Source organism: Streptacidiphilus fuscans (genome assembly GCF_015690355.1).
Lineage (GTDB): Bacteria > Actinomycetota > Actinomycetes > Streptomycetales > Streptomycetaceae > Streptacidiphilus > Streptacidiphilus fuscans.
This window is the reverse complement of the sequence record NZ_JADPRT010000001.1, coordinates 164,054-190,633: the sequence shown is the minus strand read 5'-3', so window position 1 is coordinate 190,633 and position 26,580 is coordinate 164,054. Positions and strand designations below refer to the sequence as shown.

32 protein-coding genes are annotated in these 26,580 nt (G+C 71.0%); 11 read left to right on the top strand and 21 right to left on the bottom strand.

Going from position 1 to position 26,580, the window contains the following annotated elements; all coding sequences use genetic code 11:
- Positions 1 to 16: 16 nt before the first annotated feature.
- The 8 genes from I2501_RS00895 to I2501_RS00860 form a co-directional block, all read right to left on the bottom strand.
- On the bottom strand, positions 17 to 928 hold the full coding sequence (locus I2501_RS00895) for a type II secretion system F family protein (protein ID WP_196191788.1): 912 nt from the start codon (positions 926 to 928) through the stop codon (positions 17 to 19).
- Positions 925 to 1,869 (bottom strand): type II secretion system F family protein, encoded by a 945-nt coding sequence (locus tag I2501_RS00890; RefSeq protein ID WP_196191787.1) that lies wholly within the window; start codon positions 1,867 to 1,869, stop codon positions 925 to 927. Before I2501_RS00890 ends, I2501_RS00895 begins: the two co-directional genes overlap by 4 nt.
- Positions 1,866 to 3,506, bottom strand: coding sequence for a CpaF family protein (locus tag I2501_RS00885; protein ID WP_236045718.1), 1,641 nt, complete (start codon positions 3,504 to 3,506; stop codon positions 1,866 to 1,868). The genes I2501_RS00890 and I2501_RS00885 overlap by 4 nt, the downstream gene beginning before the upstream one ends.
- Positions 3,496 to 4,827 carry a hypothetical protein gene (locus I2501_RS00880; RefSeq protein WP_196191786.1) on the bottom strand — a complete coding sequence of 444 codons (1,332 nt, stop codon included), beginning with the start codon at positions 4,825 to 4,827 and terminating at the stop codon, positions 3,496 to 3,498. The genes I2501_RS00885 and I2501_RS00880 overlap by 11 nt, the downstream gene beginning before the upstream one ends.
- Complete coding sequence (locus I2501_RS00875) at positions 4,827 to 5,606, bottom strand: SAF domain-containing protein (RefSeq protein ID WP_196191785.1); 780 nt, start codon at positions 5,604 to 5,606, stop codon at positions 4,827 to 4,829. Before I2501_RS00875 ends, I2501_RS00880 begins: the two co-directional genes overlap by 1 nt.
- Positions 5,607 to 5,707: 101 nt before the next feature.
- Positions 5,708 to 6,643, bottom strand: a complete 936-nt coding sequence (locus tag I2501_RS00870; protein WP_196191784.1) for a hypothetical protein — start codon at positions 6,641 to 6,643, stop codon at positions 5,708 to 5,710.
- A complete protein-coding gene (locus tag I2501_RS00865) occupies positions 6,637 to 7,206 on the bottom strand; it encodes a hypothetical protein (protein ID WP_196191783.1) in 570 nt (189 codons plus the stop codon). Before I2501_RS00865 ends, I2501_RS00870 begins: the two co-directional genes overlap by 7 nt.
- A 237-nt stretch (positions 7,207 to 7,443) precedes the next feature.
- Positions 7,444 to 8,232 (bottom strand): hypothetical protein, encoded by a 789-nt coding sequence (locus I2501_RS00860; RefSeq protein ID WP_196191782.1) that lies wholly within the window; start codon positions 8,230 to 8,232, stop codon positions 7,444 to 7,446.
- A gap of 314 nt (positions 8,233 to 8,546) precedes the next feature.
- Here I2501_RS00860 and I2501_RS00855 point away from each other — a divergent pair, with 314 nt between their 5' ends.
- The 3 genes from I2501_RS00855 (at position 8,547) to I2501_RS00845 (ending at position 10,913) form a co-directional block, all read left to right on the top strand.
- Complete coding sequence (locus I2501_RS00855) at positions 8,547 to 8,999, top strand: MaoC family dehydratase (RefSeq protein ID WP_196191781.1); 453 nt, start codon at positions 8,547 to 8,549, stop codon at positions 8,997 to 8,999.
- 360 nt (positions 9,000 to 9,359) lie between these two features.
- Positions 9,360 to 10,619 carry an MBL fold metallo-hydrolase gene (locus tag I2501_RS00850; protein ID WP_328806174.1) on the top strand — a complete coding sequence of 420 codons (1,260 nt, stop codon included), beginning with the start codon at positions 9,360 to 9,362 and terminating at the stop codon, positions 10,617 to 10,619.
- A 69-nt stretch (positions 10,620 to 10,688) separates the two neighbouring features.
- Complete coding sequence (locus tag I2501_RS00845; protein ID WP_196191780.1) at positions 10,689 to 10,913, top strand: TrfB-related DNA-binding protein; 225 nt, start codon at positions 10,689 to 10,691, stop codon at positions 10,911 to 10,913.
- Between the two features lie 74 nt (positions 10,914 to 10,987).
- On the opposite strand, the gene I2501_RS00840 is transcribed toward I2501_RS00845, so the two are convergent.
- Positions 10,988 to 11,800 (bottom strand): enoyl-CoA hydratase/isomerase family protein, encoded by an 813-nt coding sequence (locus I2501_RS00840; protein ID WP_196191779.1) that lies wholly within the window; start codon positions 11,798 to 11,800, stop codon positions 10,988 to 10,990.
- A 147-nt stretch (positions 11,801 to 11,947) separates the two neighbouring features.
- On the opposite strand from I2501_RS00840, the gene I2501_RS00835 reads away from it, so the two are divergent.
- The 3 genes from I2501_RS00835 (at position 11,948) to I2501_RS00825 (ending at position 16,039) form a co-directional block, all read left to right on the top strand.
- The gene (locus I2501_RS00835) at positions 11,948 to 12,436 is read left to right on the top strand and encodes a pyridoxamine 5'-phosphate oxidase family protein (RefSeq protein WP_196191778.1); all 489 of its coding nucleotides are present in this window, start codon (positions 11,948 to 11,950) and stop codon (positions 12,434 to 12,436) included.
- A gap of 200 nt (positions 12,437 to 12,636) precedes the next feature.
- On the top strand, positions 12,637 to 15,402 hold the full coding sequence (locus tag I2501_RS00830) for a SpoIIE family protein phosphatase (protein ID WP_196191777.1): 2,766 nt from the start codon (positions 12,637 to 12,639) through the stop codon (positions 15,400 to 15,402).
- Between the two features lie 136 nt (positions 15,403 to 15,538).
- Positions 15,539 to 16,039, top strand: coding sequence for a VOC family protein (locus I2501_RS00825; protein WP_196191776.1), 501 nt, complete (start codon positions 15,539 to 15,541; stop codon positions 16,037 to 16,039).
- Positions 16,040 to 16,182: 143 nt separating this feature from the next.
- Here I2501_RS00825 and I2501_RS00820 read toward each other — a convergent pair whose 3' ends face one another.
- The gene (locus I2501_RS00820) at positions 16,183 to 16,452 is read right to left on the bottom strand and encodes a hypothetical protein (protein WP_196191775.1); all 270 of its coding nucleotides are present in this window, start codon (positions 16,450 to 16,452) and stop codon (positions 16,183 to 16,185) included.
- Positions 16,453 to 16,567: 115 nt separating this feature from the next.
- Here I2501_RS00820 and I2501_RS40085 point away from each other — a divergent pair, with 115 nt between their 5' ends.
- Both I2501_RS40085 and I2501_RS00815 read left to right on the top strand, forming a co-directional pair.
- Positions 16,568 to 16,693: a hypothetical protein gene (locus I2501_RS40085; RefSeq protein WP_268926836.1), complete on the top strand. Its 126-nt coding sequence runs from the start codon at positions 16,568 to 16,570 to the stop codon at positions 16,691 to 16,693.
- A 150-nt stretch (positions 16,694 to 16,843) separates the two neighbouring features.
- The gene (locus I2501_RS00815; protein ID WP_196191774.1) at positions 16,844 to 17,053 is read left to right on the top strand and encodes a hypothetical protein; all 210 of its coding nucleotides are present in this window, start codon (positions 16,844 to 16,846) and stop codon (positions 17,051 to 17,053) included.
- 192 nt (positions 17,054 to 17,245) lie between these two features.
- Here I2501_RS00815 and I2501_RS00810 read toward each other — a convergent pair whose 3' ends face one another.
- Positions 17,246 to 17,482: a hypothetical protein gene (locus I2501_RS00810; protein WP_196191773.1), complete on the bottom strand. Its 237-nt coding sequence runs from the start codon at positions 17,480 to 17,482 to the stop codon at positions 17,246 to 17,248.
- A 193-nt stretch (positions 17,483 to 17,675) separates the two neighbouring features.
- Between I2501_RS00810 and I2501_RS00805 the strand changes: the two genes are divergently transcribed.
- Complete coding sequence (locus I2501_RS00805) at positions 17,676 to 18,206, top strand: hypothetical protein (protein WP_196191772.1); 531 nt, start codon at positions 17,676 to 17,678, stop codon at positions 18,204 to 18,206.
- 145 nt (positions 18,207 to 18,351) lie between these two features.
- Here I2501_RS00805 and I2501_RS00800 read toward each other — a convergent pair whose 3' ends face one another.
- From I2501_RS00800 to I2501_RS00765, 8 genes are all read right to left on the bottom strand, one after another.
- Positions 18,352 to 18,588 (bottom strand): hypothetical protein, encoded by a 237-nt coding sequence (locus tag I2501_RS00800; protein ID WP_196191771.1) that lies wholly within the window; start codon positions 18,586 to 18,588, stop codon positions 18,352 to 18,354.
- Positions 18,585 to 18,788: a hypothetical protein gene (locus tag I2501_RS00795; RefSeq protein ID WP_196191770.1), complete on the bottom strand. Its 204-nt coding sequence runs from the start codon at positions 18,786 to 18,788 to the stop codon at positions 18,585 to 18,587. Before I2501_RS00795 ends, I2501_RS00800 begins: the two co-directional genes overlap by 4 nt.
- A 301-nt stretch (positions 18,789 to 19,089) precedes the next feature.
- Positions 19,090 to 19,941 carry a helix-turn-helix domain-containing protein gene (locus I2501_RS00790; RefSeq protein WP_196191769.1) on the bottom strand — a complete coding sequence of 284 codons (852 nt, stop codon included), beginning with the start codon at positions 19,939 to 19,941 and terminating at the stop codon, positions 19,090 to 19,092.
- Entirely contained in the window at positions 19,938 to 20,471 is a 534-nt protein-coding gene (locus I2501_RS00785) for a DUF6879 family protein (protein ID WP_196191768.1), read from the bottom strand. The genes I2501_RS00790 and I2501_RS00785 overlap by 4 nt, the downstream gene beginning before the upstream one ends.
- A 6-nt stretch (positions 20,472 to 20,477) precedes the next feature.
- Positions 20,478 to 20,678, bottom strand: a complete 201-nt coding sequence (locus tag I2501_RS00780; RefSeq protein ID WP_196191767.1) for a hypothetical protein — start codon at positions 20,676 to 20,678, stop codon at positions 20,478 to 20,480.
- Positions 20,679 to 21,235: 557 nt separating this feature from the next.
- Complete coding sequence (locus I2501_RS00775; RefSeq protein ID WP_196191766.1) at positions 21,236 to 22,171, bottom strand: NADP-dependent oxidoreductase; 936 nt, start codon at positions 22,169 to 22,171, stop codon at positions 21,236 to 21,238.
- Between the two features lie 169 nt (positions 22,172 to 22,340).
- Positions 22,341 to 22,520, bottom strand: a complete 180-nt coding sequence (locus I2501_RS00770) for a hypothetical protein (protein ID WP_196191765.1) — start codon at positions 22,518 to 22,520, stop codon at positions 22,341 to 22,343.
- A complete protein-coding gene (locus I2501_RS00765) occupies positions 22,517 to 23,107 on the bottom strand; it encodes a DUF5994 family protein (protein WP_328806139.1) in 591 nt (196 codons plus the stop codon). The genes I2501_RS00770 and I2501_RS00765 overlap by 4 nt, the downstream gene beginning before the upstream one ends.
- A gap of 285 nt (positions 23,108 to 23,392) precedes the next feature.
- On the opposite strand from I2501_RS00765, the gene I2501_RS00760 reads away from it, so the two are divergent.
- The gene (locus I2501_RS00760; protein ID WP_196191763.1) at positions 23,393 to 23,650 is read left to right on the top strand and encodes a hypothetical protein; all 258 of its coding nucleotides are present in this window, start codon (positions 23,393 to 23,395) and stop codon (positions 23,648 to 23,650) included.
- A 100-nt stretch (positions 23,651 to 23,750) separates the two neighbouring features.
- On the opposite strand, the gene I2501_RS00755 is transcribed toward I2501_RS00760, so the two are convergent.
- Both I2501_RS00755 and I2501_RS00750 read right to left on the bottom strand, forming a co-directional pair.
- Positions 23,751 to 24,527, bottom strand: coding sequence for a DUF5994 family protein (locus I2501_RS00755; protein ID WP_236045716.1), 777 nt, complete (start codon positions 24,525 to 24,527; stop codon positions 23,751 to 23,753).
- A gap of 170 nt (positions 24,528 to 24,697) precedes the next feature.
- Positions 24,698 to 24,916: a hypothetical protein gene (locus I2501_RS00750; protein WP_196191761.1), complete on the bottom strand. Its 219-nt coding sequence runs from the start codon at positions 24,914 to 24,916 to the stop codon at positions 24,698 to 24,700.
- 481 nt (positions 24,917 to 25,397) lie between these two features.
- On the opposite strand from I2501_RS00750, the gene I2501_RS00745 reads away from it, so the two are divergent.
- Positions 25,398 to 26,423 carry an alpha/beta hydrolase family protein gene (locus I2501_RS00745; protein ID WP_236045715.1) on the top strand — a complete coding sequence of 342 codons (1,026 nt, stop codon included), beginning with the start codon at positions 25,398 to 25,400 and terminating at the stop codon, positions 26,421 to 26,423.
- Positions 26,424 to 26,580: the final 157 nt, after the last annotated feature.

The following is a 26,580-nucleotide window of genomic DNA, read 5'->3' as shown; positions in this document are numbered from 1 at the left end:
CAGCGGTGCGAACCGATCAGTGGAGCATGCGATAGAGGGCCGGGAAGCCGACCAGGGCGGTGAAGAGCATGACCAGGGCCGTGCCCGGAACGACCATGCGTTCGCTGACGACGTTGGCCTTGGCGAGTTCGTCGGAGAGCAGCTCGGAGCGCAGGTTGGCGGCCCGGGCGCGCAGCGTCTTGTAGACGGCGGTGCCGTCGGTGCCGGACAGCCGCATCGTGTCGGCGAGGTCCTGCAGCGGTGTCAGGCCGAGTTCGGTGGCCAGGTCCGCCAAGCCGTCCCAGGGAGGGCGGCGTTGCAGCGAGGCGAGCTCCATCGCCTGCGCGATCCGCCGGATGACGGGACCGCGTCCGACCTGTGCGGCGCGCTCCAGGGACTCGGCCGGTCCCCGGTCGGCGGCGCGCTCCAGCGCGACGAGCTCCAGGTAGGCGGCGACGGCGTGCAGGAAGTCGATCCGGGCCTCGTCCGCCTGACTGCGCAGCAGCAGGTCGGGCAGGAACCACATCACCGCGCCGAGACCGAGGGACGCGAGCGCCGGTACGACGAACGGCAGTGGGTGGCCGAGCAGTTGGGCGATGACGACGACGTAGGGGAAGGCCAGCATCCCGACCAGGGAGCTGATCAGCTTCTGCGCCAGATGGCGTTCCGGGGTCCGCCCGACCAGGGCCAGGTCCCGCTCGGGGAGGGTCAGCCCGCTGAGCACGCCGAGACCGCGCAGCCTGCGGCCCAGGCCGTCGAGGACGCCGGGCTCGGCGGTGATGACGCCGAAGTCGGGCACCGCCTCGCCGAGCCGGATCGGCGCGGTGGGGCCGGGGTTGAGCCGGTTCAGGGCCGTCTCCAGATGCGGCGGCGCGGGCCGCAGTTCGGCGATCAGCAGCGCCAGCCCGAGGCCGAGCGCGCCGCCGAGCACCACCAGCCACGTGATCATCGTGCCTCCCCGGAACCCACGTGGGCCGTGTCGGACTCGTCGGCGCCGTCCCCGCGCAGGAACTCCCGGGTGGAGACGCGGCTGCGGCGGTCCGCCTCCAGGAACCGTGGCACGGGCCGGTGCAGCGTCATCCGGGCCATCCAGCCGACGACGGCGACGACGCAGAAGACGACGGCGGTCAGCACCGCCTGCCCGAGCGGCGTCCCGTACGGGGCGACGTAGGAGGCGTTGAGCGACATCACGACGGCCGCGCCCAGCAGGATCAGCACCAGCCACCGCACGGTCGCCCGGTGCTTGGCCCGGTCGGCCTCGATGACGCGGCGCTGCCGGACCTCCTCGCGGACCGAGTCGGCCAGGTCGGAGAGCGCCCGGGAGAGGCCGGGGCCACGGTCGTTGACCCGGAGCAGCAGCGCGGCCAGGACCTTGTCCGACGTCGCGTCACCGAGCCGGTCGCCGAGGTGGCGCAGCGCCTCCTCCGGGTTCATCCGTGACTGGATCCGGCCGACCAGGTCGGCGATCTCCTTCTCCAGCGCCTCGGGCGCGGTGCGCAGACTGCCGATCAGGGCCTGTTCCATGCCGACGCCGAGCAGCAGCACGTCGGAGAGCCGCTGGGTCCACTCGGCCAGCGCCTCCAGTCGGTCGATCGCCTCGGTCCTGGGCATGGTCGCGGCGAGCAGCCACGGCAGGCCGAAGGCCAGCATCGGCACGATGACGAGCGCCACCACGTAACCGGTCAGCACCCAGCCGAGCGCCGCTCCGCCGACGGCGACCACGAGTTGGACGCGACCCCGCACCCCGGCGAGTCCGGTCGGCCGGAACCGGTGGCGCTCGGCGTCGAGTTCGGCGACAGGCGGCAGGTCGCTTCCGCGCGCGAAGACGATCAGCGCCACCAGCCCGCCGCAGAGCAGCACGCCGCAGCCGGCCCAGAGCAGCACGCTCACAGCGCTCCTCCGACTCCGCCGCCGTCGCGACCCTCTGACGAACCGTCAGCATGGCCGCCCTGGCCGCCGTGTCCGCCCTGGCCGCCGCCGATCCGCAGGCCGAGCGGGGCCGCCCAGGTCCCGTAGGGGTTGCGCAGCAGCGAGGCGTCGAATCCGGAGCGGCGCAGGTCGTCCAGGCAGGAGGGCAGCGTCTGCGGAACGCCACGCGGCTCGGGCCAGATCTGCCGCCCCTGCGCGTCGACGCCGCCCTGACGCGGACCGAAGACGGTGTTCAGCGCGGGGCGTCCCTGCTCGCCAAGGCCGGTGACCTCCAGGACGTGGGAGACGAACCGGTGGCGCTTCCCGCCGATGCCGGTCTCGTCGAGCATCGTCACGTGCACCACGAAGTCCAGCGCGTTGGCGGTGAGCCGGTAGGCGAGCTGGTCGGTCATCTGCGCCCCGTACTCCAGGCAGAGTTCGGCGATGCGGTCGACCACCATGTGCGGGGTACGGGCGTGCAGCGTGCACATCGAGCCGCCCTCGCCGTTGGTCATCACCCGCAGCATCGGCACCACCTCACTGGAGCGGACCTCGCCGACGATGATCCGGCTCAGCGTCATCCGCAGTGCGGCAGGGATCAGTTCGCCGATCGAGACCTCGCCCGCGACGCGTCCGTCGATCCGCTCGCCGTTGCCCTCGCGGGCCTCCATCGGCACGACCTGCTTCAGATGGCCAAGGGTGTGCAGCCAGAGCTCGAACTCCGACTCCAGCGTGCCGACCCGCTCGTCCGGCGGGATCTCGCCCGCCATCGCGCGCAGCAGGCTGGTCTTGCCGACGCCCTGGGTGCCGGTGATCATCACGTTCTTCCGCGCCCGGATCGCCGCCGCCAGGAACGCGGCGATGGTCGAGTCGACCGTGCCGAGCTGGACCAGGTCGCCCAGCGTCGCGTTCTGGACGCGGTGGCGGCGGATCGCCACGTACGGGCGCGGGGTCACGTGCGTCATCGCCTGGAGCCGCATGCCGCCCTCGAGCCGGAGCGCGAGCGTCGGCGTGGCCGTCGACAGCGACCGTTCGCCGCCGCCGTGACGCCGGGCCAGGTCCTGGAGCAGCTCGACCAGTTCCTCGTCGCTGTCGGCGATCGGCGGGACCTGGCGGAGCGGCTGGTGCGCGCGCGAGATCCAGACGTCGTCGTAGCCGTTGATCAGGATGTTCTCGATCTCCGGGTCGTCCAGGTAGGGCTGCAGCCGACCGGCGCGGAAGAGCAGGTCGAAGACCACCTCCGCCAACGCCCGGTCCTGCTCCCGCGTGGGCGTGACACCGTGGGCGACGGCGTAGGCGTCCGACCAGCGGGCGACGGCGTCCTCGATCAGCGCCCGCCCGCGCTGCCGACGCCCGGCGGGGTCGGCGCTCGCGGCGTCGGCCGAGGCGCTGAGCTGCTCGTGCAGTTCGGCGGCGACCTGACGCTTGAGCTCCTGCGCGACCCTGGCGTCGACGACGGCGCCGAACAGGAGGTTGGGCGACTGCGACGGCTGGTGACCGACGGGGCCGTTGAACGGGCCGTTCGGCTGGTCGTTCAGGTGTCCGTTCGGCTGTGCGTTCGCGGACCGCTCGGGCAACTGCTGACGCGGCATCGGCTGGTTCAGCGACTCAACGGACATGGGCCGACACCTCCCCGGGCTCGTGCGGCTGCGCGGTGCCGGGCTCCCCTTCGGGCAGGAACGGCTGCGGAACGGCCGGCTGCGGCACGGGCGGGCGGGGCGCGTGGACCGACAACGGAGGGGCGTTGAACCAGTCCTGCGCGGGGGCGGAGGCCGAATCGTCATCCTGAGGCTTAGGGTGAGAGTTTGCGTCCGTTCCGGCGGCTCCGAGGTCGGGAACGAACGTCTGCTGCACCGCCTGCAGCCGCAGCGCCTGGCCGGGTGTCACCAGCCCGCTGGGGTGCGCCGCCACAGCCGCCGCGGCCGCCCCGTGTGCGGGACGGTACGCGGGTTGCGGCGCGGGCGGCGGTACCGGCACGTGAGCCGCTGCCGCCAGAGGCTCCCCCACCGGCGCGGTGAACTCCGGCGCCGCATGACGCGCTCCAGCCGGAGCAGCCGTAGGAGGCATGGACACCATGGGAGTTCCCACCACCGACTGAACCGGCGGAATCGGAGGAGCCGCAGTCGCCGCCTCCGGCGCGTACCCACCTCCGGGCCGCAACCGCACCCGGCGGCGCGCGACCAGTGCCCGCAGCTCGTCCGCCGTCGAGCGCGCGGCGCGCATCAACTCCGAGCGCTGGAAGCGCCGGTCCGAGGTCTGCCCGCCGTCGGAGAGGACCCGCGCCTCGCGCGGAGCGTGCGGCAGGACACCGAGGACCGGGGCCCCGAGCGCCCGGGAGACCTCCGCCGACGCGTACGGCCCCTCCTGGATCAGCAGCAGACCGAGCGCGTCCGCGCCGGTGCCCTGCGTCGCGAGGTCCGCCGCCAGCGTGGCGATCCGGGGCTGCGTCGCGCTGAGCCCGCGCAGCGTGGTCCGCAGCACCGTCACCACGGCGTCCGCCTGCTGCACCAGCACCGCCGAGGGTCCGTGCGTGCCGGAGCGGCCGAGGTCCACCAGGACGTCGCAGCCATACGCGTCCAGCGCCTGGCAGGTCTGCGCGAGCGGCTCCCAGGTGTACGCGAGCGCGGGGGCCTGGGCGGGATCGGTGAGGCCGGGCAGCAGCAGCCGGTCGCCGGTGCCGCCCGGGGAGAGGTCGAGGCACTGCTCCCACAGGACTTCGAGCAGCCGTCCGCGCCGGTCCGCCAACGCCAGGTTGCGCAGGCCGCCGCCCGCCTCGACCTGGCCCTGCAACGCGCCCGAGAGCACCGCGCCGCCGTCGGGGTCGCATTCGAGCAGGAGCACCTTCCGGTGCTCCGCCAGCGGCCAGTTGAGCAGCAGCGCGAGCGCCGTGCTGGTGGCTCCGGGCGCGCCGGGACCACCGGTGATCGCGACCACCGCCATCAGCCGCCACCGCCCTGCGCCCCGGTGGCGGCGAGCAGCAGCATGAACCTGCCGCTCGCGGCCAGGTCCGCCACGGCGGCGGCCTTCTGCGGCGGCACGGCGACGTCCACCACGACGGTGCCGTCGGACTGCGAGACCTGGCCGACGTCGACGACCCGCAGCGTGATCGACTGCACCTGCGCCGCGCCGGTCCCGGCCGCCGCGGAGCCGCCCGACCCGCCCGAACCGCTGTTGCCGGACCCGCCGTTGTTGCTGCTGCCCCCGCTCGTCGTCGGCGATCCGCCCGTCGCGCTGCCGTTGCCGACCGCCGACGGCGTGAAGACCATGACCACCCACGCGCCCGCCTGGACCCCGGACGCGGGCAGCTGGGTCGGCTTGGCGGCCAGCCCGACGACCTGCTCGCCGGTGTCGACCAGCGGATCGTTGGTCAGGTCCGCGCCGGTGAGGAGCTGTCCGGCCTTGAGGTCGGTCGTGGCGCGCATCCCGAGCACGTGGCTGTCGGAGTTGAGCGGCTTGAGGGCGGGGTCGAGGGAGATCCGCACCACCGTCAGGTCACCTGCGGTGATCGGCTGGCCGACCGGGACGTCCTGGGTGAGGGCCAGGACGCCGACGCGTTGACCGGTGGTCAGGTAGAGAGCGCTGCCGCCCAGCCCTCCGGCCGCGATCAGGGCGACTCCGAGCGCGAGCACGGCGGGCCTGCGCCTGCGGCGTTGGGGCGCGCGTATCGGCGCTGCGGGGCGTTGCCCTGCGGTGAGCGTCGGGGACGCGGGGGCTTCCACCGGAGTCTCGCCTCTTTCCTTGGTCCGTTCCGTGCAGGTGCGGTGCGGTGCGTGGCATTGCAGGGGCGGTGCGGTGAAGCGTGGTGGTGCGTGCTGGTGCGTCAGTTGAGCACTTGGATCTCGTCCACCGTGAGGGTGATCCCCTTGCTGGGCATGTCGTCCAGATTGAAGGCTCCGGTCTGGCCGCCGCCGGACCAGGTGACGGTCCAGCTGACCGCGGCGTTGACGGCGTAGGCGTTGTTCGCCGTGGAATAGGTGTGCGTGCACCCGTTGACGAGCGTTCCTGCGTACGGCGTCCCTGCGTCGGGGCAGACGACGCTCGTGCCGTCACCCATGTTCCAGGTCACCTTGGTCGACCAGACTTTGGCAGTCACCGAGAGCCCGGGGACGCTCGCGGTGGCCTGGGCCGGTGCGCTCGGCGGGGCGTACGGATAGCCGTCGGCGGGGTTGCCGTCAAAGGGCTGCAGCCAGAGCATGACGGGCGTGTTGACCAGGCCGGGCTTTCCGCCTCCCGGAGCCGTCTCCGGCTGGGCGTTGATAATCTTGATCTTCTTCAGAGCCTGCTGCGCAAGCTGAGCGGGTGTCACCGGGGCGGCCGCGGGCGGAGCCGCAGCGAGCCAGAGACTGACCGTGCCGCCACCGCCGTTGAGCGCACAGGTGCGGACGTAGACGGCGCCGTCGCCGGGCTGGTGCCCCTGCCAGAGCGGGTCGCCCGCCGGGGGCTGCGGCTGCATCGTGGTGTAGTAGCAGCCGTCGTCGGGGTCGAACGTGCCGATGCCGGCGACGTAGCAAGGCTCCGGCTGGTTGTTGTAGTAGCAGCTCCCGCCTCCGCCGGATCCGCCCCCCGAACCGCCACCTTGGGTACCACCACCGGACCCTGGGGACCCGGGGGATCCCGCGCCTACGCACACCGAGGAGTTGGCGCACGGCGTCACATCCGCCCGCGCGCTCCCTGCCGCGCCCATCAGTCCGACCAGGACCAGGAGCAGCGCGGTGGCGAGCCGAGCCCCCGAATGGGCCGCTCTCCGGGTCAGCACGGCTTGTCCGTCTCACGCGTGATCTGGGTGATCATCCAGACTCCTCCGACTGTTCGGGCGGTGGCGACGACCTGGTAGCGCGTCAGTCGTCGGGCGGGGTCGGCGATCCGCCCGTTGGAGCCGAGCACCTGGTGCCAGCCGGTGACGTCGAGGCAGTCGACGACGGTGGCCTGGTCGATCCCCTTCGCGCCGGACATCGCCCCGACCGAGGTGACCTTGGGGTGCGACACCGGGGCTCCGCGCATCCGCATGCCGTCGCCGTCGAGCCGGACCAGGTCGGCGTAACTGTCGCTCAGCGCCTCGCTGGTGGCGTAGGTGGACAAGTCGCTTCCGTCCGCCTGGCCGGTGGACATGGCGCGTACCTGGGCCGCCCAGTAGCCCGCGTAGGCGCGGAGCACGAAGTCCGCGTCGGGCCCGGCGACGCTGGGGGCGGCGAGCCCTGCCGGGGCGGGGGGCGTGGCGTCCTTAGAGGGCGCGCCGTTGAGTGTCTCCGCGCCGCCGCCGCTTGCACACCCGGCGAGCAGTGCGACACACGACGCCACCGTCACGACGGCCGCCGGCACCGCTCCGCGCGAGCGCGCGGAATCGGCGGAATCGGATGACGTGCCGTCAGCAGCACGGTGTGAAGGGCGGTTCCGAAAACCGGTGAACAGGCGCCGCATGGCTCCCCCCTTGCCGTCGATTCCCGGATTGACGGTGCTCAGCACCCTATGCCCCGAAGCGGGCGCTGTCCCCGGGTGTGGCTGAAATTCTCCCCGTCGTAATGCGCACGTCAATGCCTCCGGCACTTTCACGCCTCTTCAGCGCGCGAAGGAGCGCAGCGCGCCGCGCAGCACCGACCGGTTACGCAGCAACAACCGGCAGTCCCCCGGCGGACCGACGTGATGGATCGGCGCTCCCGCCTCGCGCACGCCCCGCTCACGCGCGTGCGAAACGCGCCTTTCCGGACGCGCGCCCAGGGATCCGAGGAGCTCCAGCCGCGCGTCGAGCGTCCTCACGTCGAGCGCGGCGGGCGCACCGGGCGCGCCCGCGTCCAGCAGTTCGGCGAGCTCCTCCGCGAGCACCCCGGCGCGCATGTCCTCGGCCGCGCGCCCCCGGCGATGCGTGTCGTGGCGGACGACCCGGCCCCAGGCCGGAACCTCCAGCTCGGCCTCCGCCCAGGCGGGCCACTCCTGCCAGGCGACCGGATCGGCGGCCAGGTCCAGCACCAGCAGCGCCTCCTGCTGGGTGCCGTGGGCCATTGCACTGGTGACCCAGTCGCAGGGAAGGCCGCGCCGGGCCGCGTTCTCGCGCAGGCTGCCCGCCGTCACCAGCGCGGGACGCCGCCTGCGCTCGTCCCAGGCCAGCTGGCCGCCGAGATAGACCACCAGCAGCCGGCCGCCGCGCGAGGCCGCCTCCTTGAGCGCCGACAGCATCGCGTTGGCGTCGGTCTCGGGATGGACGGAGGTGACCCGGCAGCGGCCGGGCCCGGCGTCCAGCAGCGTGCCGGTGACCGCGCGCCAGAAGCGCTGCGCTCCCTCGGCAGCACCCAACGACCCGCCGAACGCACGCTCGTCCGGGCACTCCGCCCCCAGGAGCACCAGCTCCACCGCGAGATCCACCACACCCCCAAGCCCGGCGCCGGGTCGGACCCGTCGTTCGGGGCACACTGCTGCCGTCGCTGTTCCACCGTCAGAATCCGCAGGCCCCCGCGGACGCCGACCGGCCACCGCGCGTCCTCGCACCGGCTCCCACCAGCCACATCCGCCTGCCAGCTCCCTCTACCCGTTGGCCCGGACGGAAAACCCGTCGGCTCGGGGCGCACCGGATCGCGGACAGGCCCGCCGCGACGCTCCGGAAAGCCCCCGATCTGTGACCTGCGCCACATTCAGGTGGCCGGGACCGAGGGCTACGCTCCGGTTCCATGACCATCTTCGCGTCCCTCGCAGACCTCGCCGCGGCCGTCGGCACCGAACTCGGCACCAGCGAATGGCACGTCGTCGACCAGAAGCGGGTCGACCTCTTCGCCGAGGCCACCGGCGACCACCAGTGGATCCACGTCGACCCGGAGCGCGCCAAGGACGGACCGTTCGGGACCACGATCGCGCACGGCTACCTGACGCTCTCGCTGATCCCGGTGCTGGCCAAGGAGTGCTACGGCGTCGAGGGCGTCCGGATGGCCGTGAACTACGGCTCGGACAAGGTCCGCTTCCCGGCCCCCGTCCCGGTGGGCTCGTCCGTTCGGGCGACCGCCGAACTGGTCTCCGCGACCGAGGTCCCCGGCGGCCTCCAGGCCGTGGTCCGCTTCACGATCAGCGGCAAGGACGGCGGCAAGCCGCACTGTGTCGCGGACACCATCACCCGTTTCTACGCCTGACGGTCCGGGCGACCCGGCGTCAACCCGCCGGGACCGGGCACCTGGTCCGCGTGATCGTCCCCGGTACGCGGGCGATCCTCCGGGTACGCTGCGAAAGTCGCCGCGATCGTTGCTTCGAAGTCCGTTTCGGACGATCGAGCAGGCAACGTGACGCCGGACTGTCCGACGTATCGACCCGAAAGATCGCTCAGAGGGACCGCAGCGGGATCGCGCGTCCCTCGCGCGTCGCCTGGAGGTGCCGTGCCCGGTCCCGCCCGTCCCGAGTCCCCCGCTTCGCCGACCGACCGGTCCGCCTCACCGGCCGACCGGTCCACGTCACCGGCCGACCGGTCCACGCTCGGCTCGCTCTCGGTCTCGCTGATCAGACGGGTGCGCCCGGAGGGCTTCGGCGCCGAGCCGACCGGCGAGCGGCTGGCCCGGATCATGCGCTCCCCGAACTTCGTCGACGGCGCCTTCCGCAACCCGGTCCCCACCGACCGGCTTCTGCCCGGCTCGGGCCTGAACAACATCCGCGCGGCGATGACGCAGAACCGCGCCCGACGCCGCCCGGCGCAGGCCGTCCCCGTGCACCGGCTGACGGCCGAGCAGCTGGACGTGCCGCCCGTCACCGGCCTGCGGCTGACCTGGCTGGGCCACGCGGGCGTGCTGGCGGAGATCGGCGGCAAGCGGGTCCTGTTCGACCCGGTCTTCGGCGAGCGCTGCGCGCCCGTCCCCGGTATCGGGCCGCGTCGCCTGCACCCGAACCCGATCCCGCCGGCCGAGCTCGGCGCGGTCGACGTCGTGGTCATCTCGCACGACCACTACGACCACCTGGACCTGCCCACCGTGCGGATGCTGGCCGGGTCGGACGCGGTCTTCGCCGCGCCGCTGGGCGTCGGCGCGCATCTGGAGTTCTGGGGCGTGCCCGCCCACCGGATCGTGGAGCTGGACTGGCACGAGTCGGCGGAGATCGCCGGGCTGACCCTGACCGCGACGCCCGCCCGGCACTACTGCTCGCGCGGCCCGCGCCCCAGCCCGCTGCACCTGTGGGCGTCCTGGGTGGTCGCCGGGGGCGAGCACCGGGTCTTCCACAGCGGTGACACCGGCTACTTCCCGGGCTTCGCGGAGATCGGCGCGCAGCACGGGCCTTTCGACGCGGCGATGATCCAGGTCGGCGCGTACGGCGAGTTCTGGCCGCAGGTCCACATGACGCCCGAGGAGGGCGTCCGGGCCCACCTCGACCTGGGCGGCGGCGTGCTGCTGCCGATCCACTGGTGCACCTTCGACCTGGCCCCGCACAGCTGGGAGGAGCCGGCTGAACGCACCCTCGCCGCCGCGATCGCCCACGACATCCCGCTGGCCACCCCACGCCCCGGCGAGCCGTTCGAACCCGGCGAGCCGCTGCCGCAGCGCCCGTGGTGGCGCGCGGTCGCCGTCCCGGGCACGGACGACGACGGCGCAGCCTCCGCCGCAGGCCCCGGAGCCGTCGATCCGACGGCGGAGACGGAGGTCCTGGACCGCACGGCGGACGTCAGTGCCGGTCAGGACGATCGCGAGGACGGCAACGACCGAGAGGACCGCGTCGACCGCGTCGACCGCGATCCGGACGACGACACTCAGGTCGGCGCGCGCCTGACCTGACGACAGCGACCCGGGCCGATTGACAACCCCCCATTGACATAGACAACGGGGGGTTGTCATAGTGGACGCATGGTCAAACACATCGAGTCCACGGCGCACGCGGACCTCTTCGAGGAGCTCAAGCAGGTCCGCAGCGCGGCGATCGAGCACTACACCGAGGCGATCAGGCTCAGCAAGGAGCGGCGCAAGCTGATCGACCGACTCCTCACGGAGGGCTTCTCCCAGGCCGACGTGGCGCGGGAGTTGGGCGTCACCCGCCAGGCGATCCAGAAGATGATGGCGGCCGGCCAGTAACCCGGCCGAACTCCGTCATGATCGCCAACATGGGCGCCCCACCACGGCGTTCACCAGAGACGTGACAGGCCCGCCTACCGAAGCCGCCACGGCAGCCGCACGCCCGAGGTGAACGCGGCCTGGCCCTCGGCCAGCGACGCCGGGTCGTTGCCGACATGGATCAGCGTCTTCGCCACCTCCAGCGCCTGCCGGTAGCCCAACTCCTGCGCGTACCAGACCGCCCGCACCGTCGCCTGGACCGCGAGCGGCGGCTGCGAGGCGATCGCCGCCGCCACCCGGGCCGCCGCCTCGTGCAGTTGGTCGCCCGGCACGATCTCCTGGACCAGTCCGATCTCGTACGCCCGCCGCGCCGAGAGCCGCTCGTGACTGCCCGTCAGCTGCATCCGCATCACCTCGCCGAGCGGCATCCGCTGCAGCATGGCCATCGACTCGAAGACGGAGGCCATGCCGTAGCTGGTGTGCGGGTCGAAGAAGGTGGCGTGCTCGGCGGCGATGATGAACTCGACCTGGCCGAGCAGGTAGAACGCGCCTCCGCAGGCCATGCCGTTGACGGCGGCGATGACCGGCTTCCACAGGTCGCCCGCCGTCTTCGGACTGATCCAGTCACCGGGATCGTCGAAATGCAGTGGGGTCGCGCCGCGTTGGCCGATCGCGAGGTCCGGGTCACCGAGCGCGCCGCGGTCGACACCGGTACAGAAGGCGCGGTCGCCCGCGCCGGTCAGCACGACCACCCGTACCGCGTCGTCCTCGCGCAGTTCGCGCCAGAGGGTGCGCAGTTCGCGGAGCATGCGGGCGTCGAAGGCGTTGTGGACCTCCGGCCGGTCCAGGGTCACCCAGGCGACGCCGTCCGCGCCGAGGTCGTATCCCAGCGTCTCGAACCGTCCCATGCGTGGCCTCCCGTTCGACAGCGTCTGGCGCATTCAACGAGAACAGGTTCTACTTGTCGCCTGACGGACCGTCAACCGTCAACCCAGGACAACCACCGACCATCCCGCACCGGCAGCCGAGGACGGAAGAGACGGAAGGGCCGCAGCATGCGTGACCAGCGACACGGACGCCGCATCATGATGTCCCCGGAGGAGCGCGACGCCTTCCTCGCCGAGCAGCGCGTCTGCCGCGTCGCCACCGTCTCCGCCGACGGCCGCCCGCACGCCACCCCGCTCTGGTTCGCCTGGGACGGCGGCTGCCTCTGGCTCTACTCGATCACCCGCAGCCGCCGCTGGGCCGAGCTCGCGGCCGACCCGCGCATCGCCGTCGTCGTCGACACCGGCGAGGAGTACGGCGACCTGCGCGGCGTCGAGCTCACCGGCCGGGTGGAACCCGTCGGCGAGGCGCCGCGCACCGGCACGGGCACGCCCGAATCCGACCCGCCGGAGCTGCTGGCGGCGGAGAAGGTCTTCGCGGCCAAGTACGGCTTCGGCGCGACCATGTTCCACGACGGCCGCCACGCCTGGCTCCGCCTCGCCCCCGAGACGCTCACCTCCTGGGACTTCCGCAAGCTCGGCGGCGACTTCGCGCGGTAGCGCCGTTCAAGCCGTCGCGCCACACGCAGGGGGTTTGGTTCAACAACCACTTCGCCGGAACAGCATCACCCAGACGACAGCCTCCACTGCCAGGGACCGGCCAATCAGCGGGCCGAGGGAGCCCATCCCGCCCTTTCGGACACCGAGCCCCGACCCGCCGCCCATTGGCTGCCTTGGGGAGGGCGGTGTTTCATAGGCGTATGGCCCGGTTCTGGGGCCGTTCCCGGGCCCCCACGGGCCCCGGTTCCGCCAGTGGGGACTGGGGAGGCCCGCGCCCGGAGCGGGATCAGCAAAGTGATCGGCGCCCGGACTGGCAGCTTCCACCTGAGCGTCGCCGCCGGGCGATTCTCGGCATGCGCAGCGTCGCCGGACAGGTTTTCGTCCTCCAGGTCGTGATCATCCTTGTGCTTGTGCTGGCTGCGGGCATCGAGGTCTTCGTCCAAGCCCAGCACGACACCACGGTGGAGGCCAGGAACCGGTCACTTGCGGTGGCCCAGACATTCGCCAACGCACCCGGAACCGTCGCCGCGATGGAGTCGGCCCACCCGACCGCGCTGCTCCAGCCGCGCGCCGAGGCCACCCGCCTGGCCACCGGCGTGGACTTCGTCGTGGTCACCGACGACCACGGGATCCGCTACACCCACCCCATCCCCAACCGGATCGGCAAGAAGTTCGTCGGCGACATCGGCCCCGCACTCGCCGGGCAGACGGTCACCGAGACCATCCACGGCACCATCGGCCCACTCGTGCAGGCGATCGTCCCGGTCTTCGACAGCCACCACCGGGTGATCGGCGCGGTCTCCGCGGGCATCACACTCAAGAAGATCAGCAGCACTGCCCAGCACCGCCTGCCGGTCGTCCTCGCGGCGGGCGCCCTCGCTCTGGGGCTCGCCACAGGCGGGACCTGGCTGGTCGTTCGGCGGCTGAGACGCCAGACCCACGGCCTCGGCCCGGCCGAGATGACCCGAATGTACGAGCACCACGACGCGGTACTGCACGCGGTGCGCGAGGGCGTGCTCATCGTCGGTGACGACCACCGCATGCTGCTCGCCAACGACGAGGCCTGCCGACTGCTCGACCTGCCCCTCGGCGAGTACGAAGGTCGGCTCGTCACCGATATGGGCCTGGACCACCGCCTGACCGAGCTGCTGGACTCCGGACACGCCGCCACCGACGAGGTGGTCAGCGCCGGCGAACGGCTGCTTGTGGTCAACGTTCGAACCACCGACCCCGGCGGCGGCCCGTCCGGCGTCGTCGCCACGCTGCGCGACTCCACCGAGCTGCGAGCCCTGTCCGGCAAGGCCGACGAGGCCCGCAAGCGCCTCAGGCTGCTCTACGAGGCCAGCGCCGCTATCGGCACCACGCTGGACGTGATCCGCACCGCAGAGGAACTGGCCGAGGCGGCCGTCCCGAGATTCGCCGACTTCGTGACCGTCGACCTGGCGGAGCCGCTGCTCCGCGGGGACGAACCCACCCCCGGCCGGGCGACGGCCCTGCGCCGCGCCGCGCTCCACGGCGTCCGGCCGGACCCTCCGTTCTTCCCCGTGGGGACGTCCATCCCGTTGCCGTCCGGAACACCGCATGCCCATGCCCTCGACGGGCACTCCGTTCTCGAGCCCGATCTGTCCGACCCCGCGTCCAACTGGCGGCTGACCGACCCGGAGCGGGCCGAGCTGATCGTGGAGCAGGGCGTCCACTCCTTGGTCACCGTCCCGCTGCTGGCTCGCGGCCTGTTGCTCGGCGTGGCCCACTTCTACCGATCGGAGAAACCCGAGCCCTTCGACGCCGAGGACCTGTCGGTCGCCGAGGAGCTCGGTGCCCGCACCGCCGTGAGCATCGACAACGCCCGCCGCTTCACTCGCGAGCACCAGATGGCGGTCACCCTCCAACAGAGCCTGCTCCCCGGAGGCCTGCCCGAGCAGAGCGCCCTGGACGTGGCCTACCGCTATCTGCCCGCCCAGGCCGGTGTCGGTGGCGACTGGTTCGACGTCATCCCGCTGCCCGGCGCCCGGATCGCGCTGGTCGTCGGCGACGTGGTCGGCCACGGCCTGCACGCCGCAGCCACCATGGGCCGCCTGCGCACGGCCGTGCACAACTTCTCCACCCTGGACCTGCCGCCGGACGAGCTGCTCGGCCATCTCGACGTCCTGGTCAACCAGATCGACCAGGACCGCGCGGCCACCGAGGGCGGGACGTCCATCACCGGAGCGACGTGTCTGTACGCGATCTACGACCCCGTCTCGCTGCGCTGCAGCATGGCCCGGGCCGGGCACCTGCCGCCCGCGCTGGTGCACCCCGACGGGTCGGTCGAGTTCCCCGACCTGCCCGCCGGGCCGCCGCTCGGCCTTATCGGCGCGCCCTTCGAGACGGTCGAGACGGAGCTGCCCGAGGGCAGCCAACTGGTGCTCTACACCGACGGCCTGGTCGAGGACCGGGCACGGGACATCGACATCGGCCTCGACCTGCTGCGCGCCGCGCTGTCCCAGCCGCACCGGACGCCGGAGGAGACCTGCCAGGCGGTGCTCGACACGCTGCTCCCCAGCCGTCCCACGGATGACGTCGCCCTGCTGGTCGCCCGGACCCGGGCACTACCGGCCGACCAGGTCGCGACCTGGGACGTCCCGGCCGACCCGGCGGCCGTCGCCCGGCTCAGGGCGGACGTGACCGGGCAGCTGGCCGCCTGGGAACTGGACGAGCTGGCCTTCGCCACCGAACTGATCATCAGCGAGCTTGCCACGAACGCGATCCGCTACGCGACCGAGCCGATCCGGGTTCGCCTGCTGCGTGACCGAGCCCTGATCTGTGAAGTCTCCGACGGCAGCAGCACCTCCCCGCACCTGCGGTACGCGGCCACCAGTGACGAGGGCGGCCGGGGACTCTTCCTGGTCGCCCAGCTCTCCGAGCGCTGGGGCACCCGATACACCGCCGACGGCAAGGTGATCTGGGCCGAGGTCCCCCTGCCGTGAATCCGGTGACTCCTCCCCCGCGTAGAGGGTGGGGGCTTCTCGCCAGCCCCTGTGGGCGGTGACGGACAGCCCGGCCGAGATGCCCCAGCCCACCACCTGTAGTTTGAATTCGAACGTCCTGGCGTATCCTTTCCGCATGTCAGTCCGCCGCCTCAACCACGCCGTGCTCTGGATCCGCGACGTCGACCGCTCGGTCGCGTTCTACACCGATGTCTTCGGCTTCCACGTCGACCATCTGATCCCCGGCCGGGCCGCCTTCCTCAGTGCGCCCGACAGCCTCAACGACCACGACCTCGGCCTCTTCGCCCTGGGTCCCGACGCCCCCGGCCCCGAGCAGGGCCGCGTCGGCCTCTACCACCTGGCGTGGGAGGTCGGCACTCTCGGTGAGCTGGCCGCCATAGGCCGCAAGCTCGCCGAGCGCGGAGCCCTGGTCGGCTCGACCGATCACCTGGTCTCGCAGTCCTTCTACGCCAAGGACCCCGACGGCAACGAGTTCGAGCTGATGTGGCGCGTCCCCCGTGAAGACTGGCCCGACGCCGACTCCGACGCCAAGCCGGGCCCCCTCGACCTCGCTCGCTCCATCGGACGCTGGGGCCCCGACCTCGCCACCGGGTCCGCGGCCGGTCTTGCCACCTGATCACCCCAAGGCCGGACCGCTCCCGCCTGTAGGAGCCGGCCCGGCCTGTCCCGCTGCTCGCTGGTTCAGCCGCTGATCTCCGATGGGTCCGTCTTCGTCACCTCTCCCCACGCTATAAACCGCCTGTGTCAGACGGCCGTTGATTACCGCTGGGCTTCGACGTACATCACGATCGAGTCGGGATGCACACCATCGGCCTTCATCGCGGCCGCTGCCTCCGGTCCCTGCATTGCGGCCAAGAGAGCGTCGAGATTCGGTACATCCATCGTCAGCGCGACCTGGCCCGGCTTTTCCGGGTTGGTGAACGTCCGGATGTTCGTTACTCCGAGCGGGCCGAAGAATTCTTCGCGCTTCGACGAGGCGAGCCAGTGCTTGGTGTCGTCGACGCTGTGGTGGATAGCGATGGTCGGCAAGGTTCCTCCTTGGCAGACGGGATCGGTGCGGCCGCAGCAACGGTGGCCGCAGAGTCACGCTACGACCGCCCACGAACGACCGCGTGTCGATCACTTCGAGCGCTACTCTGACGGCATGACCGAGCAGCTCCCTGGTCTCGACGATGTCCAGCCCAACGCCGCCCGGATCGTGCGCTGCACCGACTTGCGCCTACCCGAGCCACCGCGCGGCGAGCAAGAGGAAACCCTTCCGGGTCTCTAGTCCGGGCGATACTTCCGTCAAGGCCAGCGCTGGAACCACCGCTACCACCACCGCCGGCCGCGATGCTGGGGCCGCCCCTCTTCAGATCGTCCCCCATTCCGCCGCCACCACCGTCAGACTCCCCAACCAGCCCAGTGCATGATGACCGCTATGAACGCGTGGATGCGCAACCGGCCCTGGTGGCAGGAATTGCTGATCGGCTGGGTTGTCATCACCAGCGGGATGGTCTTCCTCGACATCGACCAGCACACACCCGAGCCGGTCTATGGCCCACCTGCGTCGGGCTTGGTCATGGCCGCGATGATCACGGGTTTCCGCCGCTGGAAGTGGCGGTATGACCGCAAGGAGGACTTCGACTGAAGCTGGTCCACCGCGGCAGCGGCGCAACCGTTCTCCCGTGGCCCTGCCGACTGCGACTGGCGGGGCCCATGAGCGTCAACCGTCGGCTCCGGATGTAAGCCTTGACCAGGGCTGCCTGCTCCGCGAAGATCACCGCTGACGGCCCTACCGGTCCCCCCGTCCTGTGGGGCCGTCCCTTCGCCTGGCTCCGGGCTACTCCCACACTGCGGGTCCGCCGCCCTCCCAGTCGATCAGCCCGGGGTCATCGACGTCCACGTCGTCCAACCCGGCGCGGCGAATGAACGCGACGACATCGGCCGTCCCGTAGGCCTTCCCCGCTTCCTGGCCCATGATGGTGACCCGGCGGAAAGGGATGCCGCCCTCGGGGTTCACGACGTGGTGGACGACCACACGTGCGGGGCGCCGTTCGTCACCGTCCCAATCGGTCATAGGTCCAGCGTGTGACCACCTCGCGGTTCACGCATCCGCGCCCACCCGGACGAGCGAAAGCCCCAACGCCGTGGCGACGGGGGCATCGTGGCGTTCGGCGCAGCGACACCAGCGCGGAGAGTGACGGTCCGCCAGCACCACGGGGGCGGCGCGTACGGTCGCCCAGCACCCCGGGAACCCGAAGGGACTGACCGTGATCCGCGCACTCAGGAACACCGCGGCAGTACTCGCCGCCACCGCTCTCGTCAGCTTGCCCGCAACCGCCACCGCAGCCGACTGGGGCAACGGCAGCGCCCCCGTCTCCGTCTACAACGTCCACCAGACCGCGCTCGGAGACATCTTCAACGCTGGCCACGGCAACACAGTCGGCTCCGGAACCAGCAGCACGGGCGCGACCGGACTCGGCGCCGAGGTACCCATCTCGGTTCCCCCCAGCAGGGTAACCCTAAGAATCCTCACCTACGACATCCCGCCGCTGACGCTGAGTGCGAGCGACGGCGCCGACTGGCCGCTGACCCTACGACCAAACCACACTGAGTACGTCCGGATCCCCGACACCGGTGCCGGCGCGGACTACGACGGGCCGGGCGGAGGGGTCGGCATGGTGGTGTACCCCGTTGCCGGCATCCCGCCGGTCTGCTGGAGCCTCACACTCCTCATTAGCTGCTCTGCGGGATTCGATCAGGATTCCGGGGGGCCGTGGATCGCCCTTCTTGGGCGTTAGACACTGGGCTGCCACCCACTCGTGAGGAGGCCCCCGACGCTGCGTCCTGGCGTCGGGGGCTTTCCTGTGCCGTGCTGCGGGAGGCCCGTCCCACAGACAGGCACCGCACCGCCCGTCGCCCCTTCCACGGGACGCGGGCGGAGACCTACCCCTTCGGGTTCGCGAGCCGGGCGCGGCGCTCGGCGTGACACAGGCAGTCGCAGCCGTACACGTGGCCGTTGACCTTCTGGACTCCCACCGTGCACACGTGGTCGTCAGCGGTCCCGGTCGCGTTGCACGTGCCGAAGAACGACTGATCGGGCGGCGTCCACGTCCTGACGCCCAACACGGGCCAGACGAAGGGGACTTTCGTCTCCGGGTACGGTTCCCCGGGCGCGCTCATCTCGCTGCCACCTGACGCCGACGACGGGCAAGCCTGCACAGCTCCGCCAACTGGGCGCGGCTCTGCACCGTCTGGAGCGCCTGGCCGCGGTCCTCGAACGCGCACGGGTTGCCGCCGTACTCCGAGCCGAGCAGCACGCCCGCCTCCGTACGGATCCGGTAGACGTCCCAGTAGGGATCGAACTCGATGGAGCCGCTCACGACTTCTCACCCCCGTCCGTCTCGGCGTGACAGGAGCAGGCGCACGCGACCGGCACCCAGCCAAGCAACGAGTGCTGGTAGCCCGGCGCGCGGCACTGCCGGTGAAGATCCGGCCAGCGGTCAGCGCCGACCTTGCAGGGAGGCGTGAGGTACGGGCGCGGCAGAGGGCCGGGCGAACCGATACGGGGCAGCGTGGAGGCATGACTCATCGGAGGGGTCCTCGCTCTGATTTGGCGACTGCCGACGCCAAACAGCGTGCTCCCGAGCTGCCCTGATGTCCTAAGAGATTTCTCGGGATTTCTCAGTGCTCGGTCTGCCAGGCATTGATGCCCTTCTCCAGCAGCCGGCGCGCACCGTCGTCATACCGCGCCGCTGGGGCCAACAGGTCGAAGACCCTGCGGTAGAGGGCGACCTCGTCGGGCAGCGCCAAGCGCAGCTCTGCGTCGAACGTCTCGATGAGCACGAGTTGGTCGTCGCGCAGCCAGAACCCGTGCGACGGCGTGATCGGCAGCCGCGTGTTCTGCGGGATGATGCCGATCCGCGCCGAAGGCAGGTGCAGCAGGTTGATCAGGCGCTGCAACTGGTCGACCATCACGCTGGCCGTGGCCGCGCCGGTGTGCAGCACCGGCTCCCACAGCAGGAAGTGGAACCTCTTGCCGGGCTCGTAGAGGACCTGCTGACGCTGCATCCGCAGCGCGACCGCAGTGTCCGCTGTGTCGGGGATCCCGCGCAGCAGCACGGCCTCACGGAAGGTCGCTGCGGCGTAATCCGGGGTCTGGAGGAGACCCGGGACCACGCAGGTCTCCAGGATTCGCCACACCCGGGTGTCGTGGTCGAGGTCGATCAGTGGGCGCTGGCGCAGGTGGACGCCGCGGCCGAGTTGGCGGCGCCACTCGCTGTAGCGCGAGTCCATCTCGCGCAGAAGGACGAGCAAGCCGTCTGCTGCGTCCTCGCGCGAGCACGCCGCGCACCACCTGAGGACGTCCCCGCGGGTGGCGGCCTGCTGGCCGAGCTCCAGTTTGCTGATCTTGCTGTGGGGCCAGCCCAGCGCGGATGCCAGGCTCTTGCCGGTCAGGCCAGCACCCGTTCGGAGCTCACGTAGTCTGCGGCCGAGCTCCTCGCGGGCCTCGTGGACGGCCCGAGGTGCGTTCAACGGGCGAAGAGCTCCTTAGCCAGGTCGCGGTAGGGCGTGGCGTGCTTCATGGCCAGTGCCAGCCAGTCGCGCGCCTGCTTCGCCGCCGCTGGGTCGTTGTCGACGAGCTCCTTGTCGAGCGGGCGGCCAAGCTCGTCGAACCGCATCCGGAGCAGGGTGGCGTCGTCGAAGAGCCAGAAGTCCTCGCGCGGCAGGTCCAGTTCGTCCGCGCGCCGGTAGTTGAGGTACCGGATGTCCTCGCCGTCTTCGTCGTTGAAGCGGTTGCAGGCGATGAGGAAGCGCTGGTAGTCGGCTGGAGGCTCATCGATGAGGCGTACCCGGGCAACCTGGCGGCCGGTATCGCGGGCGGCGCGCATCTGCCTGCGCCAGCGGCGGTCCGGCTCCTCGTCCTCGACGGCACCGGTTGCGAGGAACTGGGCGTACTCCTCCTGCTCCGCGTCGACGAGGTAGGAGGGTTGGGTCTCCAGCCGCAGCGCAGCACGTTCGAACGTGTCGAACAGGTCGAGCCAAGAGGCGTCCGTGATGAGCACCGGCGGCTACTCCTTCGGGAAGTGCTTCAACAACGCGCGGGGGATCTCGACGAGAGTCTCGTTGGGGTCCAGGAACCGGACGTCGCCCCAGGCCGCGTCGCCGTCGGCGACCTTCCAGCCCTGGACCACGACGGTGTCCCGGTCCGTCTCGTAGACGCTCGGGCAGTTGCCGTCCTTGCTGTCGCTGCCGACGAACCTTAGCCGCATATCAGCCTCCGCGAGTGAGGGATTTCTCGAAGTTTCTCTCTCGATGCCACCGGTGGGCGAGGAGGATTCCGGCCAAACCCGGCGGGCTCGTGGGCTGGGCCTGGCGCGCTGTGCGGGACACCAGGGCCGCGGTCGCTGTCGGCGCGGTGGCTATCCCTGGTTCTGCGCCGGTCAGCAAGGCGCGCGAGTGGTAGCGGAGTGGTAGATCACCTTCGGAACCACGGGACTCTGCCCACCCAAACGATCGACAAGATCGTCTGGGCACCCTGGGCGATACAGAGTTGATCTACCAAATTTCTACCAGCGCTGCACTTTGATGCGTAGGAGGGCCCGGCCGAGAGATCGGCCAAGCCCTCCTACGCATAGCTACTGACGTGCCGTTACGGCAGGTTGCGCGCCATGACGATGCGCTGGACCTGGTTCGAGCCGTCGTAGATCTGTGTGGTCTTCGAGGTGGGGTTCCGTGACCTGGGCGTTTGGCCCAGGTCACGGCCCTGAACAGCAGCCGGTTCGAGTCCGGCACGCCGTCGCTCCCACGCGAGCCCGCGAGGTGTTCGCTACGGGACGGTGATGACGACCTTGCCCCGGATGTGCTTGCCGGCGAAGTCGGACACTGCCTGTCTGGCGTCGGCAAACGGGTAGGTGGCGCCCATCTCCACCCGCAGCCGCCCGTCAGCCGCGCGGGCGGCCAGATCCTCCAGGTCGCCGGGCTCGGCGGTGAAGCTGCCGATGTAGACGCCCGTGACGCCCCGGCCGAAGTCCTGCGGACCGAACAGGGGGGAGACCAGCCGGCCGCCATCACGGAGCGCGCGGGCCGTGGTGGAGAGCGCGTCACCGCGATTGATCAGATCGACCACCACGTCCACCCCGTCCGGGACCTGGCGCAACGTCTGCTCCGCGACGTCGCCCGCCTTGTAGTCGACGGTGCCCTGCGCGCCGAGCCCGCGGACGTAGTCGGCGTCGTCGGGGGTCGCGGTAGCGATCACCTTGGCGCCGAGCGAGGCGGCAAGCTGAACGGCGTACAGGCCGATGCCTCCCGTAGCGCCGACCACCAGCACGCTCTCCCCCGCTGCGAGGCCGACCGCGCGGAGGAGGCACGTGGCTGTCATCCCGGACTCCGGGATGGCTGCGGCCCGAGGTGCGGCCAGGCCGGCCGGCCGCTTGGCGAGGTGCGGGCCCACCGCGACAACGGTGTACTCGGCGACGGCCCCGGCTTGACCGGTGAACGCGACCACCGGGTCGCCCGGTGTGTAGGCCGTCACCCCCTCACCGACTTCGGCGACGGTGCCCGAGGCGTCCATCCCCACGACGAGTGGATGCTCGACCGGGAAGACGCCCTTCATCGCACCCGTGATCAGCGCGAGGTCCAGCGGGTTGAGGGCGGCGGCCTCCACCTTGACCAGCACCTCACCGGGGCCTGCCGCGGGCTGCGGAACGTCGGTGACGACGACCCCGTCGAGCGTCGTGTATTCGCGGGCTACGAGAGCTTTCATGCGGTAACTCCACTTGGGGCGTCGAAGCGTCAGCGCGGAAGAGGCCGCCTTCACTTCTACACCCCGACGCCCCTGAACCCAGGTCAGCGACGTCGGCGGCGTGGCGACCCCGTCCGTTCCGGGGCTTCGTGAAGGTGCACTTCGTGGAGGTCCGCCTCTGGCTGTCCAGTCAGGGGCGGCGATGCGTCTGCTCGGTGGTCGGGCGCCGACGCGGCAGGTGCCACCGGTGGGGCTGGGTTGCCGTCGGCAGAAGGGTGTGTCGGGCGTTCGCCAGTTGGATCAGCACTACGCTGACGCCGATCATGGCGGCGATCGCCAGGAGCGTGAACAGCGTTCCCATGGTGCTCACCCGCCCGAGGACACGTGCATGCGACCGACGGGCATGGACGCCGGAACGGATGCAGCCGCGCCGCCTTCCGACTCCCATACGGATTCCGGGACCGAGTCGCTGGGCGGGGCGGCAAGGAGGTCGGCGTCGGCGTGGCGGCCGTGTTCAGCTGCGATGATCTCGCTCGCGCCGGGCGCGCCGTCCTGGTCGGTGGCGGCGGCCATCAAGCGGGCAGCCGCGGCCTGGCTGGTCTGCGGCGGGATGACAAGCAGGTCCCAACGGCCGAGCCGGTAGGACATGAGCAGCAACTTGTGCGGGTCCTGCTCGGTCGTGAACCAGCCGACCTTGACCACGTGGCCCGGGACCGGCACCTCGTGAGGCAGTGGCTGCCAGTTGGTCGGGTTGACATTGACCCTCGTGATCCGTCCCCACAACCGGTCCAACATCTCGACAAGGGAGGGGAGTTCGCGAGCCAGGTCGTCGGAGCGCGGCCACCAGGCGCCGTCCAGGGCGCCGATCCGGAGGGTGCTGGGAGTGTCAGTCGACCGCAGCGCGAGCCGCAACGCGGGCGATTCCCGACGGGGCGATGGCAGGACTGCGATGGGCACTCGAAGAAGCGACACGGGCATGGTGCGCGTCCTGTCTCCGGGCCCGCGCGCGAGCCCGGTGTCGGTGTTCGCCGAGAACGACAGGGGCAATACGGCCGGTGCACGGAATACCCTCGGTAACTTTCAGCTTACTCCGTGCCGCGCCGATCCGGACGGATGTCAGACGTCCGCTTTCGACCGGCGGACTGCTGTGCCGCACCTTGCACCCTGGGCCGGGCTGCCCCTCCGTGGAGCAATGGAGCCGTCGTCTGTGCTCACTGCCTGTCCGAGGCGCACACTGGCCGTATGGCCTTGCCCGAGAAACACCAGTGCCGCACTTGCTCGCCCGCAGCCGGGAGCGGGTCGACCGTCCACGAAGACCTGGTAGTAGGGGCGCCGCTGTCGATGGACGATCTTGACAAACCGCAGCTCCTGGAGCGATTCGCCGGGAAGTACGTCCACGACGGCTGCCAGGTCATCGATGTCCGCAAGGTCGACGCCGACAGTCTCAGCGGGCATGCCTGGGTCGTTCAATTCCTCGAAGGTGACAACGGGCAACGCTGACCCGGACGCGTGTTCACATGAGTACGGGGAGTCGGTGGTGGCTCACCATCGGCCTTTCATCCGACCCTGACGCCTCATCAGTCAAGCGCCCTCGCCACAGCTACCGCGGCCACGGACTGCTCCCCTTCCAGCACAGCAGCTGCCACAAGGTGCCCGCCCCGATCTGCTCGTACGTGAGCCCGGTCTCCTCGGCCAGCGCTTCGAGTCCAAGGCTCCCACCGCGGGCCTCCGCAGCCCTGGCCAGCTGGCGCGCCCACAGCTCCGCGTCGCCGAACGTCCCCTCCTGCTCGAACCGGGCCTTGAGGTGCTCGACCGTGCAGTCGGCCGCCGAGTGCCGAGCGGGCTGAGCTTGCCCCAGCCTCAGGGAGGCGCGGGCGAGGACGCCGCCGTCGGACTCCCAGGTGTTGGCAGCCAGGGCGACGGCAGCGGCGAGCAGGGCACTGGCGGTCTGCCGGGTGGCCGGGTCGGTGGCCGCCGCCATCAGCCGGGCGGCTGTCGTCGGGTCCGTCTGCGGCGGGACGACCAGCAGGTCGCAGCGTTCGATGCCGAAGGAGAGGAGCAGGAGCTTGTGCGGGTCCTGTTCGACGGCGCACCAGGCGATCCGGATGACATGGCCTGCAATCGGCAGACGGGCCGGCAGCGGCTGCCTCCAGTGGCGAGGGTCGACGGTCACGCGGGTGATGCGCCCCCGACCACCACCCAACTCGGCTATGAGCAGGGGAAGTTCGTGCGCAAGGTCATCGGAGTAAGGCCACCAGGCCCCGTCGAGCAGACCGGATGGCGGTCCGGCGGGCTTGAGCGCGAGACGCGGGCGGGGCGTGGACGGCGGAGAACCGGGCAGCGCGGGGCGACGCCCGGGAAGCGGCACTGTGGTCATGGTGCGGGCCTGTCCCCGAGCCCGCCGCGGCAGGCCCGGTGTCGGCGTTCGCCGAGAACGACAGGGCATGGCCGCCGGTGTCCGAAGAACCCTCGGTACTCTCACCGTACTCCGCTCCTGCCCGGTTGAGGCCGGTGCCGGGGTGCGCATCCACACCCGCAGGAGGTCCGTCAACGGCCCGGTCCACGCCATTCGATCAGGAAGATCGTTGCGTCGTCGCTGGTCCGCCCGCCTCGCGCTGCTTTGAGTGCGTGGGAGAGGGCCCGCGTGGTAGCTGCCAGGCCGTTCCCGGCGCGCCCCACGCGTGCGGCGATGTCCATGAGCTGCGTGCGGCCGAACTGCAGGCCTCCCGAGGTGTGCTCCTCGAGCGCGGCCAGGCGCTGCTCCACGAAGGCTCGCCCCGCCGGTGAGCCGACGATCGGCTGTGGGCCCGTGCTTGCGCAGCCGTCCTGGGACAGACGGATGAGGAACAGTTGCTCGTAATCCTGGAGCAGCCACCTCTCTCGATGGGATCGGTCCGACGGTTCGGACCCGCCGGGTCCCCCAATCCCGGCGCACACAAACCTGATGCCCGCCCAAATCCGACCGAGATACGAAGTGGCACTCCGACGATATCTCGCCAAAGGCCCTGTGGCGAGAGCGAGTTACCCGTGCGCCACCTGGCCTCTGGAGCATGACCGAAGCCCGCCCGGCGTGCCCCGCCTGGTTCGTCCGACAGGTGCCTCGCTGCTGACGACACGAGACAACTTCTGTACCGGCGAACTGACTTGATCGCAGCAAGCCCACCGGAACATTTGCTTCAGCTGATATCCAGGACTGCATCAGGATCCAAACATCCGCGACAGGAGAACGATGTCGTACCAGTGGCCCATGGCAGCACAGGATCTGTTCGCAGAACGGTACCCGCAGATGCTCAACCTCGGGCTCCCGCAAAGGGATGTGGACGCGGTGAGGGCGGCCGTCGAGCACATGTGGGCGGACGAGCCCGGAGGCTGGGTGTACGAGTGGTCCGCCCGCGCCGCTGCGTATGCCGGGGCAAGGCGCCACGACCTCGCGTACCTCGCATACGGCTGGGCCAAGTTCCCGTCGCTGGCCGATGCGGCCAAGTTGACGGCCCTGGCCCGGCAGACCGAGCAGTACCAACTGGCCGCGCCCGGCTTCCCGGTGCCGTTCGACCGCCGCGTGCTGAACCTGCCGCACCGGGGCGCACTCACGCCGGTCACGGTGCACCTCCTCGGTCCTGCCGGAGGGCCGGTACTGATCGCCAGCGGCGGGCTCGACTCGTGGAAGATGGACCTGCACCCGCTGCTGGTCCGGTTGGCACTGGACGGTGGCGTCCAGGTGATGGCCTTCGACCTGCCCGGAACCGGCGAAACGCAGGTTCCGATGACAGCTGTGGGCGGCTTCGAGCTCGTACAGGGCTTGGTCGAGCACGCCCGGAGCATCGGCAACGGCCGGGTCGGCCACTTCGGCTTCTCCATGGGCGGCTACTACGCCGCGCACTCCGGCCTGACCGGACTGGTCGACGCAGCCGTCGACCTGGGCGGACCGATCCGAGACTCCTTCACCGAGGACAACCTCAAGAAGCTGGTGTTCGGCATGGCCGACATCTTCGGCAACGCCCTCGGCTTCGACCACCAGCCGCAGCCTGGGGAGCTGTTGGCGCTCCTCGGCGACTACCCGCTGGATGAGCTGCTCGCCCAGGACCGCAACAGCCCGATGCTCGTGATCAACGGGGCGGACGACGTCCATGTGACGCAGTCGGACACCCTGCTGTTCGAAGGCCGTCGCGCCACCGACGTGTGGCTGGTCCCCGACACAGGACACGTCGCAGCATCCAAGCTTCCCGGGGTCGTCCCGGTGATCGCGTCCTGGCTGGCCGAGCACCTCGCCTAGCGGCAGCCAGTGGCGTGTTCGGGGGAACAGGGTTCTTGACGACATGACTCAGAAGCTCGCGCGGGGGGTCACGGACGGATCAATATCGTTCTCGACCAGGGGCTCAGGAATCCAGTGGAGGTCTGGTTCCTTCCGGTGTGGAGCAGGGCGTTGCGAA